At 58.9% G+C, this 15,627-nt stretch carries 16 protein-coding genes; 13 read left to right on the plus strand and 3 right to left on the minus strand.

Annotation, left to right across the window (positions count from 1 at the left end):
• Positions 1-125: 125 nt before the first annotated feature.
• Positions 126-890 carry an esterase gene (gene ybfF / locus F3J41_RS01685; protein ID WP_104092695.1) on the minus strand — a complete coding sequence of 255 codons (765 nt, stop codon included), beginning with the start codon at positions 888-890 and terminating at the stop codon, positions 126-128.
• A 248-nt stretch (positions 891-1,138) separates the two neighbouring features.
• Here ybfF and seqA point away from each other — a divergent pair, with 248 nt between their 5' ends.
• Positions 1,139-1,678, plus strand: coding sequence for a replication initiation negative regulator SeqA (gene seqA / locus F3J41_RS01690; protein WP_059010772.1), 540 nt, complete (start codon positions 1,139-1,141; stop codon positions 1,676-1,678).
• Between the two features lie 25 nt (positions 1,679-1,703).
• Positions 1,704-3,344: a phosphoglucomutase (alpha-D-glucose-1,6-bisphosphate-dependent) gene (pgm, locus tag F3J41_RS01695; protein ID WP_021508555.1), complete on the plus strand. Its 1,641-nt coding sequence runs from the start codon at positions 1,704-1,706 to the stop codon at positions 3,342-3,344.
• A gap of 42 nt (positions 3,345-3,386) precedes the next feature.
• On the opposite strand, the gene kdpE is transcribed toward pgm, so the two are convergent.
• Positions 3,387-4,061, minus strand: a complete 675-nt coding sequence (gene kdpE, locus F3J41_RS01700; protein ID WP_152391242.1) for a two-component system response regulator KdpE — start codon at positions 4,059-4,061, stop codon at positions 3,387-3,389.
• 246 nt (positions 4,062-4,307) lie between these two features.
• Between kdpE and F3J41_RS01705 the strand changes: the two genes are divergently transcribed.
• The 11 genes from F3J41_RS01705 (at position 4,308) to nei (ending at position 13,548) form a co-directional block, all read left to right on the plus strand.
• Positions 4,308-4,508, plus strand: a complete 201-nt coding sequence (locus F3J41_RS01705) for a YbfA family protein (protein ID WP_031279882.1) — start codon at positions 4,308-4,310, stop codon at positions 4,506-4,508.
• Between the two features lie 151 nt (positions 4,509-4,659).
• A complete protein-coding gene (locus F3J41_RS01710) occupies positions 4,660-5,616 on the plus strand; it encodes a 2-thiouracil desulfurase family protein (protein ID WP_058775282.1) in 957 nt (318 codons plus the stop codon).
• Positions 5,617-5,628: 12 nt separating this feature from the next.
• The gene (gene phrB / locus F3J41_RS01715) at positions 5,629-7,056 is read left to right on the plus strand and encodes a deoxyribodipyrimidine photo-lyase (RefSeq protein ID WP_166709771.1); all 1,428 of its coding nucleotides are present in this window, start codon (positions 5,629-5,631) and stop codon (positions 7,054-7,056) included.
• An 18-nt stretch (positions 7,057-7,074) separates the two neighbouring features.
• A complete protein-coding gene (locus F3J41_RS01720; protein ID WP_021508550.1) occupies positions 7,075-7,818 on the plus strand; it encodes a type 2 GTP cyclohydrolase I in 744 nt (247 codons plus the stop codon).
• 162 nt (positions 7,819-7,980) lie between these two features.
• Positions 7,981-8,637, plus strand: coding sequence for a 5-oxoprolinase subunit PxpB (gene pxpB, locus F3J41_RS01725; protein WP_058757885.1), 657 nt, complete (start codon positions 7,981-7,983; stop codon positions 8,635-8,637).
• A complete protein-coding gene (pxpC, locus tag F3J41_RS01730; RefSeq protein WP_088516295.1) occupies positions 8,631-9,569 on the plus strand; it encodes a 5-oxoprolinase subunit PxpC in 939 nt (312 codons plus the stop codon). Before pxpB ends, pxpC begins: the two co-directional genes overlap by 7 nt.
• The gene (gene pxpA / locus F3J41_RS01735; RefSeq protein ID WP_166709773.1) at positions 9,553-10,290 is read left to right on the plus strand and encodes a 5-oxoprolinase subunit PxpA; all 738 of its coding nucleotides are present in this window, start codon (positions 9,553-9,555) and stop codon (positions 10,288-10,290) included. The genes pxpC and pxpA overlap by 17 nt, the downstream gene beginning before the upstream one ends.
• A 57-nt stretch (positions 10,291-10,347) precedes the next feature.
• Entirely contained in the window at positions 10,348-11,076 is a 729-nt protein-coding gene (locus tag F3J41_RS01740; protein WP_058775286.1) for a DUF969 domain-containing protein, read from the plus strand.
• Positions 11,076-12,092 (plus strand): DUF979 domain-containing protein, encoded by a 1,017-nt coding sequence (locus tag F3J41_RS01745; RefSeq protein WP_058769447.1) that lies wholly within the window; start codon positions 11,076-11,078, stop codon positions 12,090-12,092. The genes F3J41_RS01740 and F3J41_RS01745 overlap by 1 nt, the downstream gene beginning before the upstream one ends.
• A 7-nt stretch (positions 12,093-12,099) precedes the next feature.
• Positions 12,100-12,747, plus strand: a complete 648-nt coding sequence (pcp, locus tag F3J41_RS01750; protein ID WP_059010761.1) for a pyroglutamyl-peptidase I — start codon at positions 12,100-12,102, stop codon at positions 12,745-12,747.
• 12 nt (positions 12,748-12,759) lie between these two features.
• Complete coding sequence (gene nei, locus F3J41_RS01755; RefSeq protein WP_166709775.1) at positions 12,760-13,548, plus strand: endonuclease VIII; 789 nt, start codon at positions 12,760-12,762, stop codon at positions 13,546-13,548.
• A 350-nt stretch (positions 13,549-13,898) separates the two neighbouring features.
• Here nei and F3J41_RS01760 read toward each other — a convergent pair whose 3' ends face one another.
• Positions 13,899-15,182, minus strand: coding sequence for a citrate synthase (locus F3J41_RS01760; protein ID WP_021508542.1), 1,284 nt, complete (start codon positions 15,180-15,182; stop codon positions 13,899-13,901).
• Positions 15,183-15,627: the final 445 nt, after the last annotated feature.

The raw sequence follows: 15,627 nt of genomic DNA on the forward strand, positions 1-15,627 counted from the left end.
CGATTTAAACATTTATCGGCCCGACCGCGGCGAAAAAAGCATCCGCGGCAAATTTTTAGCGCGACATCATACTCCAGCGCCCGGCGCGACGCCAACCCTAAACCGCCCGTAGCAAGCTTTTGCTTTTACAGGTTAAAAAAGCGGCGCACCGCGCGCAGTACGGCATCGGGTTTTTCGGCATGCACCCAGTGGCCGGCACCGCTGATAATGTGCGCCTGCGCCTGCGGGAACTGGCGCAGCAGCGCATCACGGTGCTGATTGTCCAGATAGGGTGAATCACCGCCGCGAATAAACAGCGCCGGATGAGGCCACGCGGGCACCTCCTGCCAGCCGGAGAGCACCGGATAAGTGTCCCATAACACTGGTACGTTAAAGCGCCATTCGCCTTCGTGGAAGGATTTCAGAATGAACTGAATCACGCCTTCTTCGCGCACGTATTCACGCATCACGTCGGCTGCAGCGCTGCGGCGCGTGACGCCAGCTGCACTGACCGCGCGGATTGCCGCGAAGATCTCATCGTGGCGTCGCGTCTGGTAATCCACCGGCGCGATATCGATCAGCACCATTTTGCCAATTCGTTCGGGCGCAACGGCGCTCAGCGCCATGGCAATTTTGCCGCCCATTGAGTGGCCGATAACATCGACCCGTTCGATGTGGTGCGCATCCAGCGTGTCAACCATATCCTGCGCCAGCGCAGCGTAGTGCATCTCTTCACTGCGCGGTGACAGGCCGTGGTTACGGACATCCACCTGCAGCGTGGGCCGTGCATCGCGCACGCCGCGCGCCAGTACGCCGAGGTTATCCAGGCTACCAAACAGGCCATGAATTAACAGAATGGGCTGGGCATCAAGGGCAGATTGTTCAGTTTGCAGACGGGCGTTCAAAATCATGGCTAAAGTTCTTTCGGTTGAGACCTGGGCTTAGGGTATCATGGATTCACCTGTCCCGGCGCCAGGCGGTCAGGCATTAGGGCATATTCCGACTTTTGCCCGGAAACGATGCCAGCGCTACCGGCTGTCGCGGATTTAACTTTATAATCCTTATGTTAGAGCCCGCTCACATTTTGCACGACCGGATTTTGCTAAGGCCGTTGCAGAATAGCGTGGTTCTGCCATTTGCCAGAATCGTACGGAAAAAGATGAAAACGATTGAAGTTGACGAAGAACTCTACCGTTATATTGCCAGCCACACCCAGCACATTGGTGAAAGCGCGTCGGACATTTTGCGCCGCATGCTGAAATTCACCGCCGGCCAGAGCGCACCTGCTGCGTCAGCGACCAGTGCTGCGGTAAAAGAAGCGCCAGCTGTACGCAGCGAAGCGCGTCCTCAGGATCGCGTGCGCGCCGTGCGTGAGCTGCTGCTGTCTGACGAGTATGCGGAGCAGAAGAAGGCGGTTAATCGCTTTATGCTGATCCTGTCAACGCTCTATCGTCTTGATCCGGCGGCGTTTGCTGATGCTACTGCTTCGCTGCAGGGCCGCACCCGCGTTTACTTTGCGGGCGATGAGCACACGTTGTTGCAAAATGGCACCCATACTAAGCCGAAGCACGTACCCGGCACGCCGTACTGGGTGATCACCAATACCAATACAGGTCGTAAATGCAGCATGGTGGAACACATCATGCTTGCCATGCAGTTCCCGCAGGAACTGGCAGAGAAAGTTTGCGGCACCATTTAAACCGAAGCGTCAGGGAGAAGCGCCAATGGCCAATCACCCCCGTGCCGGGCAACCTGCCCAGCAGAGCGATTTGATTAACGTTGCACAATTAACCTCGCAGTACTATGTCCTGAAGCCGGATGCGGCGAACCCGGACCATGCGGTGAAATTTGGCACCTCCGGCCACCGCGGCAGCGCGGGACGTCATAGCTTCAACGAAGTACACATTCTGGCGATTGCGCAGGCGATCGCTGAAGAGCGTAAAAAGAACGGCATCACCGGCCCGTGCTACGTAGGTAAAGACACCCATGCGCTGTCTGAGCCGGCGATCCTGTCAGTGCTGGAAGTGCTGGCCGCTAACGGCGTTGATGTGATTGTGCAGCAGGACAACGGCTATACGCCGACGCCGGCGATCTCCAACGCCATTCTGGAGCATAACAAGCGCGGCGGCGCGCAGGCGGACGGCATCGTCATTACCCCGTCGCACAACCCGCCGGAAGACGGTGGCATCAAGTACAATCCGCCGAACGGTGGACCGGCTGACACCAACGTCACCAAAGTGGTGGAAGATCGCGCGAATCAGCTGATCAAAGGTGAGCTGAAAGAGGTTAAGCGTCTGGCGCTGGATCAGGCGTGGGCCAGTGGCCACATCGTTGAGCAGGATCTGATCCAGCCATACGTTGAAGGTCTGGCGCAGGTGATTGACTTCCCGGCGATCCAGAAAGCCGGCCTGAAAATCGGTGTCGATCCGCTCGGCGGTTCCGGCATGGCCTACTGGCAGCGCATTGCTGAGCACTACCAGCTGGATCTGACCATCGTCAATGATGCCATCGACCAGACGTTCCGCTTCATGCATCTGGATAAAGATGGCGTGGTGCGCATGGACTGTTCGTCCGAGTGCGCGATGGCCGGTCTGCTGGCGTATAAAGATAAGTTCGATCTGGCCTTCGGTAACGATCCGGATTACGACCGTCACGGCATCGTCACGCCCGCCGGTCTGATGAACCCGAACCACTATCTGGCGGTAGCGATCAACTACCTGTTCCAGCACCGTCCGCAGTGGGGCAAAGAGGTGGCCGTTGGTAAAACGCTGGTTTCCAGCGCGATGATTGACCGCGTGGTGAACGACATTGGTCGCAAGCTGGTGGAAGTCCCGGTCGGCTTCAAATGGTTCGTGGATGGTCTTTTCGACGGCAGCTTTGGCTTTGGCGGGGAAGAGAGCGCCGGCGCCTCGTTCCTGCGTTTCGACGGCTCCGCCTGGTCAACAGACAAAGACGGCATCATCCTGTGTCTGCTGGCGGCGGAAATCACTGCGGTTACCGGTAAGAATCCGCAGCAGCACTATGATGAGCTGGCCGCGCGTTTTGGTGCGCCAAGCTACAACCGTCTGCAGGCACCTGCCACTTCTGCGCAGAAAGCGGCACTGTCGAAGCTGTCACCTGAAATGGTCAGCGCCGATACGCTGGCGGGCGACCCGATCACCGCACGTCTGACCGCGGCACCGGGCAACGGCGCCTCGATTGGTGGTCTGAAAGTGATGACTGAAAACGGCTGGTTCGCGGCACGTCCGTCCGGCACGGAAGACGCCTACAAAATCTATTGTGAAAGCTTCCTCGGCGCTGAGCATCGCCAGCAGATCGAGAAAGAAGCGGTAGAAATTGTCAGTGAAGTGCTGAAAAACGCCTGACAGGGCATCCTGCGTGAAGAAGGCCGCGTCTGCGGCCTTTTTTTATGGCATGAAGCGATAGCCGATGCCGTTTTCTGTCAGCAGGTGCGTCGGCTGGGTGGGATTGGCTTCCAGCTTTTGCCGCAGGTGTCCCATATAGATGCGCAGATAATGGCTGTGTTCGACGGCGTTAGGGCCCCAAACCTGGTTAAGCAACTGGCGCTGGGTCAGCACCTTACCGGCGTTATTCAGCAGCAGGCTGAGCAGACGAAACTCGGTCGGCGTCAGATGCACTTCCTCACCGCTGCGCAGCACGCGTCGCGCGGCGAGATCGACACTCACCTCGCCAAACTGCACCAGCGGCTCCGGCTGGCTGCGCTGATGACGACGCAGCGCCACGCGCACGCGCGCCAGCAGTTCGCCGATGCCAAACGGCTTAGTGAGATAGTCGTCAGCGCCGGCATCCAGCGCCTCTATTTTATCCTGCTCGTCACTGCGTGCTGACAGCACAATTACCGGCATGCTGCTCCACTGCCGCACTTCGCGGATGAAGGCATTGCCATCGCCGTCCGGTAAACCGAGATCGAGAATCACCAAATCCGGTTTGCGCGTAGCCGCTTCAATCAGGCCGCGCTGCAACTGCTCCGCTTCCACAATCTTCAGGCCTTCGCTCTCCAGCGCCAGGCGCACGAAACGGCGAATCTCCTTTTCATCTTCGACAATCAAGATGGTCGTCACGCTGACTCCTGCGGCAAATAAGGTTAACGCGTTACTTTAACAATAAACCGCGACGGCGTCCGTCACGATCTCAGTAACTCGCCGTGATCCGAAATTTTACAAAAATGTAACTTCCTTTCATCCCGGCCAGGAAATGGCTGAAAAAAGATCAAAATAGTGGTCGGATGAGTAGTAAAATTACACAACCAGGCGTAATATCTGAGGCAGATCACATTTCAAAGCAAAATTTACCACGAGGAGGCATTGATGTATCAGGCATATCCACTCGCCAAAATTGTGCTGCGCCGTGTGCTGGTGGTATTGATTGGCGTACTGGCGCTGCCAGTGATGCTGTTCCGCCAGGATCGCGCGCGCTTCTACAGTTATCTGCACCGCATGTGGTGCAAAACAAGCACCAAACCGGTCTGGCTGGCGCAATCGGAAGCGGCAGGCGGTATTTACTGGTAACGCCCGGCTTCGCGGTGATAACCCGGTGACCTCGCTCGAGGCAGCGGGTTTTTTTATCTTAAAGTGGTGCGACAAACGCATTGTCCCGCTGTTATCTCGCGGCATTTCAGCTACACTTAAACCTCTACAAGATTTTGGAGGTTGTACAAGTATGAGCGAGAAAATTCCTGTAGGTATCAGTGCCTGCCTGCTCGGGGATAGCGTCCGATTCGATGGCGGCCACAAGCGTTTTGCCTTTGCAACTGACGAGCTCGCGCCATTTGTGCGCTTCGAACCTGTCTGCCCGGAAATGGCCATCGGTCTGCCGACGCCGCGCCCGGCGCTGCGGCTGGTCAAACAGAGCGACGATCAGATCCACCTGTGTTTCAGTAAAGACGGCGGGGAAGAGCTGACCGACGAAATGGCCCGCTGGTCTGCGGAGCGCGTTAAATCGCTGCACCATCTGTGCGGCTACATCCTGTGTGCCAAATCGCCGAGCTGCGGACTGGAGCGCGTGCGCGTCTACGAGCCTGACACTAACAACAATCGCAAAGCCGGCACCGGCGTGTTCACCTCATTCCTGCAAAAAGAGCTGCCGTGGCTGCCGCTGGAAGAGGATGGACGCCTGCACGATGATGCGATTCGCGAAAACTTCATGGGGCGCGTCTATGCGCTGCATGAGTTCAACGAAATGTGGCGCAGCGGGCTGACGCGTCACAAGCTGATCGCCTTCCACAGTCGCTACAAATTACTGCTGCTGTCGCATGCGCAGGATGAGTACCGCGAGATGGGACGGTTTGTCGCGGCAATGGAACAGTGGGAGTCACTGGATGCGTACGCCTTCGAATACCGTAACCGTCTGATGCACCTGATGTCGCACCAGGCGTCGCGTCGTAATCACACCAATGTGCTGATGCATGTACAGGGCTATTTCCGGCCGAAGCTGAGTTCACCGCAGCGTCAGGAGCTGGCGCAGCTGATCGACCGCTACCGTCGCGGTGTGCAGCCGTTGCTGGCCCCCATCACCATGCTGAAACATTATATGGCGGAGTTCCCGCACCCGTGGCTGGCGCAGCAGCGTTATTTCGATCCCTACCCGGAAGCGCTGCGTCTGCGCTACGGCCAGTAAACGCGGAGCGTTATGAGCACTCACTTAGTCTGGCTGCGTAACGATTTGCGCATGAATGATAACAGCGCACTGGCCGCGGCCTGCCGCGACAGTCAGGCCGAGGTACTGGCGCTGTTCATCGCCACGCCCGGCCAGTGGCAGCAACACAGCATGGCCCCCAAACAGGCGGCTTTTATCCATCAAAACCTGTCCCTGCTGCAGCAGTCGCTGGCAGAACGCGGTATCAAGCTGCACTATCATCAGTGCGATGACTTCGCCGCGTCGGTCGACTATCTGGCGACCTTCTGCCAGCAGCACAAGGTGGATGCGCTGTTTTACAACTATCAGTATGAAATCAATGAGCGCCAGCGCGATGCTGCGGTTGAGAAGCAGCTCGATCAGCAGGGCGTGGTGTGCCAGGGATTCGATGACAGCCTGCTGTTACCGCCGGGCAGCGTACAGACCGGCAGCAACAGCATGTTCAAAGTGTTCACGCCGTTCAGCAAAGCGTTTATCCGGCGTCTGCAACAGGGGCTGCCAGAGTGCCATCACGCACCAAAAGCGCGCGTCGGGGCACCCGTGGCCGCCGGCAAAAAAATAGCGGCATTCGATTATCCTGTGGAAGAATTCGACGAAACCTGGTTTCCCGCCGGAGAAGAGGCGGCGCTGAAGCAGCTACGCCAGTTTGCCCAGCAGCGGGTAGAAAAATATGACCAGCAGCGCGACATACCGGCGATTGACGGCACCAGCCGCCTGTCGCCATATCTGGCGATTGGTGTGCTGTCGCCGCGTCAGTGCCTGCATCGCATTCTGAAGGAGCATCCGCAGGCGCTGAACAACGGCAGCGCGCTGGTGTGGCTCAATGAACTGGTCTGGCGCGAATTTTATCGTCACCTGATGGTGGCCTTTCCGGCGCTGTGTAAGCATCAGCCGTTTGTCGACTGGACGCGCAACGTCAGCTGGCAACAGAATGAGCAACACCTTACCGCCTGGCAGCAGGGCAAAACCGGTTATCCGATTGTCGACGCAGCGATGCGCCAGCTCAATACGCTGGGCTGGATGCACAACCGGTTACGCATGATCACCGCCAGCTTCCTGGTGAAAGATCTGCTGATTGACTGGCGCGAGGGTGAACGCTATTTCATGCAGCAGCTGATTGACGGCGATCTGGCGGCCAATAACGGTGGCTGGCAGTGGGCCGCGTCGACCGGCACCGACGCCGCGCCTTACTTCCGCATCTTCAACCCAACGACCCAGGGCGAGCGCTTCGATAAGCAGGGCGAGTTTATCCGCCGGTGGCTGCCGGAGCTGCAAGACGTACCGGACAGCGCCATCCATCAGCCGCACGCCTGGGCGGAGAAAAATAACAAGAAACTCGATTATCCGGCGCCAATCGTGGAACATAAGGCGGCACGTAAAAAGACACTAGACGCCTTCGAGCGCGCGCGCAGCGCAGCCTGAGGCGGTCACGGAGCCGTTATGAACAATTTCGAGTTAGAACAGATTGTCAATCAGCAACTCAACACCAGTGCCTTCAGCGACTATGCGCCCAATGGTTTGCAGGTTGAGGGGCGTGAGCAGGTGCGCCGTGTAATCACCGGCGTGACGGCCTGTCAGGCGCTGCTGGATGAGGCGGTAAAACGCCAGGCCGATGCGATACTGGTGCATCATGGCTACTTCTGGAAGAGCGAAGCGCCGGTGATTAAAGGAATGAAACGCCAGCGTCTGCGCACGCTGCTGGCCAATGACATCAACCTGTACGGCTGGCACCTGCCGCTCGATGCTCACCCACAGTTGGGCAACAACGCCCAGCTGGCCACGCTGTTTGATATCGACGTCAAAGGTGAAATTCAGCCGCTGGTGCCCTGGGGCGAGCTGGCTGAGCCGCTAAGCGGTCCGGCGCTGGCGGAAAAGATCGCGGCGCGCCTCGGCCGCCAGCCGCTGCACTGCGGTGATAATGCTCCGGCGCTGATTCGCCGGGTGGCATGGTGCAGCGGTGGCGGCCAGGGCTTTATCGATGCGGCCGCCGCCTTTGGCGTTGACGCCTTTATCAGCGGTGAAGTCTCTGAGCAGACCATTCACAGCGCCCGTGAACAGGGGCTGCATTTCTTTGCTGCCGGCCATCACGCCACCGAACGCGGCGGCATTAAAGCGCTCGGTGAGTGGCTCGCCAGCCAGCATGGTCTGGATGTGACCTTTATCGATATCGACAACCCCGCCTGACCGCTTCGCTTATGCGCCCGGAAAACACGTGCCGGGCGCAAATTCAGTTGACACATCTCCTTCACTTTCGCATAACTTATTGACTTTTCGCATAAGCGATTGCCCTCAGGCGCGCCGTCACTGCGGTCACGGCGCGTTTTATTAATGACCGGGAGGTGGGTTTTGCAACGAGCACGTTGTTATCTGCTGGGTGAGCGGGCGGTGGTACTGGAGCTGGAACCGCCGGTTTCGCTCGTCAGCCAGCAGCGCATCTGGGGATTGTGCCAGCGGCTGCAGCAGAATGAGCAGATCGCGGAAGTGATTCCGGGCATGAATAACCTGACGCTGCTGCTGCGCGATCCGCAGCTGAAAGCGCTGGATGCTATCGAGCGTTTGCAGCGCTGGTGGGAAGAGAGCGAGGTGTTGCTGGCCGAGCCGCGTCAGGTTGAGATTCCGGTGGTGTATGGCGGCGCGGGCGGACCGGATCTGGCGGAGGTCGCCCGTGCGGCGGAGCTGACCTCGCAACAGGTGGTGGAGCTGCACAGCAGCGCGGATTACGTGGTCTATTTCATTGGCTTTCAGCCGGGTTTCCCTTATCTCGGTGGGCTGGATGAGCGGCTGCACACGCCGCGTCGCGCCGAGCCCCGGCTGGTAGTGCCTGGCGGTTCGGTGGGCATTGGCGGCAGCCAGACCGGCATCTATCCGCTGGCCGCGCCCGGTGGCTGGCAGCTGATTGGCCACACGCCGCTTAGCCTGTTCGATCCACAACAGCAGCCGCCGACGCTGCTGCGTCCCGGCGACAGCGTCCGCTTCGTGCCACAACGGGAGGGCGTATGTTAAACATTTTGCGTGCCGGATTAATGACCTCGGTGCAGGATCGCGGCCGCCACGGCTGGCGACAATACGGTATCAGCCTGAGCGGCGCACTGGATGAGCCTTCAATGCGCACGGCCAATATGCTGGTCGGCAACGCGGAAAACAGCGCGGTGCTGGAAATTGTGCTCGGCCAGTTCAAAGCGGAGTTTCGTCGCGACGGCTGGTTTGCGCTGACCGGTGCCAGCTGCAGCGCCGAACTGGATGGCCAGCCGGTGTGGACTGGCTGGCGTCTGCCGGTGAAAAAAGGCCAGGTGCTGAGTCTGTCTATGCCCACGCGCGGTATGCGCAGCTATCTGGCGGTGAACGGCGGTTTCGCCATCGACGCCATGCTGGGCTCACACAGCACCGATCTCAAAGCGGCCTTTGGCGGCTGGCAGGGGCGTAAACTGCAGGATGGCGATCAGCTGCCGCTGGGCAAGCCGACGCACCGCTTCAGCCATCAGGCTGGCGTACGGCAGCTGCTGTGGGGCAACCGCATCCGCGCACTGCCGGGGCCGGAATACAACGAATTTACCCACGACGCGCAGGACGCATTCTGGCGTAACCCGTGGCAGCTCAGCCCGCAAAGTAACCGCATGGGCTACCGGCTGCAGGGCAGTCCGCTGCAGCGCAGTGTCGCACGTGAACTGCTGTCGCACGGCCTGGTGCCGGGTGTGGTGCAGGTGCCGCCGAACGGCCAGCCGATTGTGCTGATGGCCGATGCGCAAACCACCGGCGGCTATCCGCGTATCGCCTGCGTCATCGAAGCCGATCTCTATCAGCTGGCGCAGATTCGTCTGGGAGAACCGATTCACTTCATCCGCTGCACGCTGGAGGAGGCGCTGCTGGCCAAACAGCAGCAGCAACGTTCGCTTGATCAGATAGCCTGGGGGCTTGCTCATGAAGATCGATCTTAACGCCGACCTCGGTGAAGGCAGTGCCAGCGATCGGGCCCTGCTGGAGCTGGTGAGCTCGGCCAACATCGCCTGCGGTTTCCATGCCGGCGATGCCGAAACCATGCTGCAGTCGGTGCGCTGGGCCAGTGCCAACGGCGTGGCGATTGGTGCGCATCCAAGCTTTCCCGACCGGGAAAATTTTGGCCGGACCGCCATGCAGCTGCCGCCGGAAACCGTGTATGCCCAGGTGATCTACCAGATTGGTGCCCTGAAAAGCATCGCCGAAAGTGAAGAGGCGAAGCTGGTGCACGTGAAGCCGCACGGCATGCTGTATAACCAGGCGGCGGCGGATGCACAGCTGGCGGATGCGATTGCGCGCGCGGTGAAAGCCGTCGATCCGGCGTTGATTCTGGTTGGCCTGGCGGGCAGCGCCTCAATTGCCGCCGCCGCGCATCACGGTTTGCGCACGCGTGAAGAAGTGTTTGCCGACCGCGGCTATCTGGCCAGTGGCGCGCTGGTGCCGCGCAGCCAGCCGGGGGCGTTAATCGAAGAGGCTGAGCAGGCGCTGGCGCAGACGCTCACCATGGTGCAGCAGCGTCAGGTGCGCAGCGTCAGCGGCGAATGGGTGGCGGTGAATGCGCAGACGGTCTGTCTGCACGGCGATGGCGCCCATGCGCTGGAATTCGCCCGCACGCTGCGCGCCGCTTTTGCGACAAATCAGATTGCTGTCACCAGCGCCTGATCATTGACTGTTAGCCCGGCCTGTTGCCGGGCTTTTTATCTCTGACGAGGGGAAAACATGGATAACGTGGTCAATCTCTGGCCGTTACTCGGCATTGCCGCGATTGTGCTTGGCTTTGTGCTGCGCTTCAACCCGGTGCTGGTGGTGATTGTTGCCGGTTTTGTTACCGGGCTGGCGGCGCATATGCCGCTCGGCGATATTCTGGAGAAGCTCGGTTCCGGCTTTCTCAATACCCGTAATCTGCCGCTGATCCTGCTGTTACCGCTGGCGGTCATCGGATTGCTGGAGCGCCACGGTTTGAAAGAGCGTGCGCAGACGTGGATCGCCCGGATCAAAACCGCCACCGCCGGCCGTTTACTGATCGTCTATCTGTTCGTGCGTGAGCTGACTGCGGCGCTGGGGCTGACCAGCCTGGGCGGGCATCCGCAGATGGTGCGTCCGCTGCTGGCGCCGATGGCCGAAGGTGCCACTGAAAACCGTTACGGCAGCGTATCACCGGAGATTCGTCAGCGGCTGCGCGCCATGTCGGCGGCCACCGATAACGTCGGGCTGTTCTTCGGTGAAGATATTTTCGTGGCCTTCGGCGCGATCATTTTTATGCACAACTTTATGCAGGAGTCGGCGGGCATCAGCACCGAGCCGTTGCACATCGCGCTGTGGGGCATTCCGACCGCGCTGTGTGCGTTCCTGATTCATGCATCGCGACTGGTGCGGCTCGACCGTCAGCTGTCGCGTGAGCTGGGCGCGCTCAACCAGCAGGCGCTGCGCGCAAAAGGAGGTGAGTGATGTTTCAGCAACAGTATCTGATGTGGCTGGCCGGGGCGATCCTGCTGATTGTCGCGCTGCTGTCATGGCGCGATAGCGCCAACCCGCGCCGTTTTACCACCGGTTTATTCTGGGCGCTGTACGGTCTGATTTTCCTGATTGGCGACGGTGCTTATCAACTGATGGGGCAGTGGGCCGGTGATGCGGAGCTGGGACGTCGCTGGTTGCATATTGCCGTGGGCGCGGCGGTGGTGATCATGGCGCTGGTTGCCGGGTTCGGCGGCGTGCGCCTCGGTCGCTATCATCAGCGCAGCGATGAACAGAAGCAGCAGAGCGCGCAGCGTCTGGGCAATAAGCTGTTTCTGCCGGCGCTGGCGATCCCGCTGGTGACGGTGATTGGCGTGCTGGCGTTCAATCATATTCCCGGTCTGCAGGAGAGGGTGTTTGGCCCGGGCAATCATTCGACGCTGGTCACGCTGTTTTCGATGATGATTGGCTGCGTGCTGGGCTGGCTGATTGCGCTGAAGTTTACCCATGAGAAGCCGCTGCAGTCGATGCAGGAGACGCGGCGTTTGCTGGATGCGGTTGGCTGGGCGTTTATTTTGCCACAGATTCTCGCCACGCTCGGCCTGCTGTTTACCAGCGCCGGCGTCGGCACGGCGATTTCGCATCTGACTGAACACTATCTGGCGGTGGATAACCGGCTGATTGCGGTCGCGGTGTATGCACTGGGCATGGCGCTGCTGACCATGGTGATGGGCAATGCGTTTGCGGCGTTCCCGATTGTCACCGCCGGCATCGGTATTCCGATTCTGGTGCTGCAGCACGGCGGCAATCCGGCGGTGATGGCAGCGATCGGCATGTTCTGCGGCTACTGCGGTACGCTGATGACACCGATGGCTGCCAACTTCAATATTGTTCCGGCACGTTTACTGGAGCTGCCGGATCGTAACGCGGTGATCAAGGCTCAGGTGCCAACCGGTGTGCTACTGTTAGTAGTAAATATTTTCCTGCTTTATTTCCTGATGTTCCTGTGAGGTTGCGATGAAAACGGTGTTAATGACGGCGTTCGAGCCGTTTGGCGGCGAGCGCATTAATCCGTCGTGGGAAGCGGTGCGCAGCTTTGATGGTCGGGAGTTCGGCGGCGCGCGGATTGTGGTGCGCCAGCTGCCGGTGGTATTCGCCCGCTGCGGCCAGGTGCTGACCGCTGCGCTGGAAGAGTTGCAGCCGCACCGCGTGCTGTGCGTCGGCCAGGCTGGCGGGCGCAGCGATATCAGCGTAGAGCGCGTGGCGATTAATGTGAACGATGCGCGCATTCCGGATAACGACCAGCAGCAGCCGGTCGATCAGCCGATTGTCACCGGGGGACCGGCGGCCTATTTTTCCACGCTGCCGATCAAAGCGATGGTCGCGGCACTGCGCGAAGTGGGGATTCCGGCTTCGGTGTCGCAAACCGCCGGGACATTTACCTGCAATAACGTCATGTATCACCTGCTGCACTGGCTGCAGACCACAGGCAGCGCAGCACGCGGCGGTTTCGTGCATATTCCTTATATGCCGCAGCAGGCGGCGCAGCATCCTGGTGCACCAAGTATGTCGACCGCCAGTGTGATCCAGGCGCTGGAAACGTCGCTGCAGGTGATTCTTAGCACAGAGAAAGACATTCGCGAAGTGGGCGGCGCAACCCATTAATCAGGAGCGGTTATGCCAGAGGGACCGGAGATCCGCCGCGCGGCGGATCAACTTGCAGCGGCAATGGTGGGCAAGCCTCTGACCGAGGTGTGGTTTGCTTTTCCGGCGCTGAAGACCTACGAACCGGCGCTGATGGGGGAAACCATCGACGCCTTTGAAACGCGCGGCAAGGCACTGCTGACGCATTTCTCCAACGGGCTGACGCTGTACAGCCATAATCAGCTGTACGGTGTATGGCGTGTGGTGCCGAGCGGGATTGAGCCCAATACTTCGCGCCAGCTGCGCGTGCGGCTGGGTAATGCTGACCGGGCAATTTTGCTGTATAGCGCTTCGGATATTGAGCTGCTGAACGCAGATACGCTCGGCGCGCATCCGTTTTTGCAACGCGTCGGACCGGACGTGCTGGACGACACGCTGACGGTGGAAGAGGTGCGCGAGCGGCTGCTGTCGCCGCGTTTTCGTCGCCGCCAGTTCAGCGGTTTGTTGCTGGATCAGGCATTTCTCGCCGGGCTCGGCAACTATCTGCGCGTCGAGATTTTGTGGCACGCCGGTTTGCTGGCGCAGCATCGTGCACAGGATTTGAGCGACCAGCAGCTGGATGCGTTGAGCCACGCCATGCTGGCGGTGCCGCGTTTGTCTTATCAGATGCGTGGCAGCATGAAGAAGTATCACGAAGAGGCAGCGTTTCGTTTCGAGGTGTTTCACCGCCAGGGCAAAAAGTGCCGGCGCTGCGGCACCGTCATTGAGAAAGGCGTACTGTCATCACGACCGTTTTACTGGTGTCCGGGCTGTCAGCATTGAGTATTGGTCATCAATAGAAGAGGCGCGGGACAGGCCATCCCCGCATCGTCTCCCGGCAAACTGCACCAGAGCTAATGCACTGACTGGCTGAGCCCCGGGACAGGCAATCCGCAGCGCTGAACAGCATGAGGAAGTCAGGATGAGACCGCATGGATGCGGGCGAAAGCCGGAGCCGGGACAGGATGTCCCGTCGACGGCGGTCCGTCAGACTGACGAAGGGTGTGAAGGTACCGCGTCAGCGGCGCGAGGACGCCTGAAACGGGGCTCAGCCAGGCAGGGCTCTGCACGATACAGCATGAACTTCTGTGGGATGCTAAAAAAGAAAAGGGCGGGATAACCCGCCCTGATTGTTATTTTTTCAGCGCCGAGCTGAATTCGCGCTCGGTGTAACCGGTGTAGAGCTGACGTGGACGGGCAATCTTCATGCCTTCGTCGTGCATCTCTTTCCAGTGCGCAATCCAGCCAACGGTACGCGCCATCGCGAAGATCACGGTAAACATTGACGATGGAATGCCCATCGCTTTCAGAATGATGCCGGAATAGAAATCGACGTTCGGATAGAGTTTGCGCTCGATAAAGTACGGGTCGTTCAGCGCGATGTGCTCCAGCTCCATCGCCACTTCCAGCAGGTCGTCCTTCATGCCCAGCTCGTTCAGCACTTCATGACAGGTTTCACGCATCACGGTCGCGCGCGGGTCATAGTTCTTATACACACGGTGACCGAAGCCCATCAGACGGAACGAATCGTTCTTATCTTTGGCGCGACGCACAAATTCCGGGATGTGATCCACGGTGCTGATCTCTTCCAGCATACGCAGCGTGGCTTCGTTGGCACCACCGTGCGCAGGTCCCCACAGCGAGGCGATACCGGCGGCGATACAGGCAAACGGGTTGGCACCGGAAGAACCGGCGGTACGCACGGTAGAGGTTGATGCGTTCTGTTCGTGGTCAGCGTGCAGGATCAGGATACGGTCCATGGCGCGTTCCAGCACCGGGTTCACTTTGTACTCTTCACACGGCGTCGCAAACATCATATGCAGGAAGTTACCGGCATAGGAGAGGTCGTTACGCGGATACACAAACGGCTGGCCGATGGAGTATTTGTAACACATCGCGGCCATGGTCGGCATTTTTGACAGCAGGCGGAAGGCGGCGATTTCACGGTGACGTTCAATATTCACGTCTAATGAATCGTGATAGAAGGCAGCCAGCGCGCCGGTCACGCCGCACATCACCGCCATCGGGTGTGAATCACGACGGAAGCCGTGGAACAGGCGGGTGATCTGCTCGTGAATCATGGTGTGACGGGTTACGGTAGTGCGGAACTCGTCGTACTGCGCCTGAGTTGGGGCTTCGCCGTTCAGCAGGATGTAGCACACTTCCAGATAGTTTGAGTGGGTAGCCAGCTGATCGATAGGGAAACCGCGATGTAACAAAATCCCTTCATCACCATCAATAAAGGTAATTTTTGATTCGCAGGACGCCGTAGAGGTAAAACCGGGGTCGAAGGTGAACAGGCCTTTTGAGCCAAGGGCGCGGACATCAACAACATCCTGTCCCAGCGTGCCTTGCATCACATCCAGTTCCACGGAGTTGTTATCTTGTAGGGTTAGCGTCACTTTTTTATCTGTCATTTTTCGTCTCCATAGCGCCTTAGTAGGTAAGGATCTTAGACACCAGAACAGTCATCATGTTGCGTTTACCCGCCGTATTTTCGGGCCGCCGCTACACTGGCTGCGCGCGCAGTGCGGTCATTTACTTGCGTAAACGCCCATCATTTGCACGCTTACTGCCTTGTTGCAACCCGCACGACTTAGGCTAAAACAGAATCTTCACAGCATCACTCAGCGGTAACGTTCATGCTGCAAGGTTACGGAGCGAAATGTGTAAAGCCAATCGGTGGTGTCCGGGCATGACGCGCTGCACATCGTGGATGTTAAAGATCCTGTCACGACATAACTTCTTGGTAACCAATAACCTGACGGTTTGTATTGCTCGTAAAGGCAATGTTACATAACTTGAGCTTAGGGGAAAGTGTATCCCCATAACTTTTATGCATCATAGGGTTTTAGTGCGTTC

Origin of the sequence: Pantoea sp. Ap-870, assembly GCF_011752515.1 — a bacterium.
GTDB lineage: Bacteria > Pseudomonadota > Gammaproteobacteria > Enterobacterales > Enterobacteriaceae > Pantoea > Pantoea dispersa.

Bases quoted from the DNA above. Each gene is read 5' to 3' on its own strand.
- ybfF (WP_104092695.1), bottom strand. From the start codon at position 890: ATGATTTTGAACGCCCGTCTGCAAACTGAACAATCTGCCCTTGATGCC.
- seqA (WP_059010772.1), top strand. From the start codon at position 1,139: ATGAAAACGATTGAAGTTGACGAAGAACTCTACCGTTATATTGCCAGC.
- pgm (WP_021508555.1), top strand. From the start codon at position 1,704: ATGGCCAATCACCCCCGTGCCGGGCAACCTGCCCAGCAGAGCGATTTG.
- F3J41_RS01705 (WP_031279882.1), top strand. From the start codon at position 4,308: ATGTATCAGGCATATCCACTCGCCAAAATTGTGCTGCGCCGTGTGCTG.
- F3J41_RS01710 (WP_058775282.1), top strand. From the start codon at position 4,660: ATGAGCGAGAAAATTCCTGTAGGTATCAGTGCCTGCCTGCTCGGGGAT.
- phrB (WP_166709771.1), top strand. From the start codon at position 5,629: ATGAGCACTCACTTAGTCTGGCTGCGTAACGATTTGCGCATGAATGAT.
- F3J41_RS01720 (WP_021508550.1), top strand. From the start codon at position 7,075: ATGAACAATTTCGAGTTAGAACAGATTGTCAATCAGCAACTCAACACC.
- pxpC (WP_088516295.1), top strand. From the start codon at position 8,631: ATGTTAAACATTTTGCGTGCCGGATTAATGACCTCGGTGCAGGATCGC.
- pxpA (WP_166709773.1), top strand. From the start codon at position 9,553: ATGAAGATCGATCTTAACGCCGACCTCGGTGAAGGCAGTGCCAGCGAT.
- F3J41_RS01740 (WP_058775286.1), top strand. From the start codon at position 10,348: ATGGATAACGTGGTCAATCTCTGGCCGTTACTCGGCATTGCCGCGATT.
- F3J41_RS01745 (WP_058769447.1), top strand. From the start codon at position 11,076: ATGTTTCAGCAACAGTATCTGATGTGGCTGGCCGGGGCGATCCTGCTG.
- pcp (WP_059010761.1), top strand. From the start codon at position 12,100: ATGAAAACGGTGTTAATGACGGCGTTCGAGCCGTTTGGCGGCGAGCGC.
- nei (WP_166709775.1), top strand. From the start codon at position 12,760: ATGCCAGAGGGACCGGAGATCCGCCGCGCGGCGGATCAACTTGCAGCG.
- F3J41_RS01760 (WP_021508542.1), bottom strand. From the start codon at position 15,182: ATGACAGATAAAAAAGTGACGCTAACCCTACAAGATAACAACTCCGTG.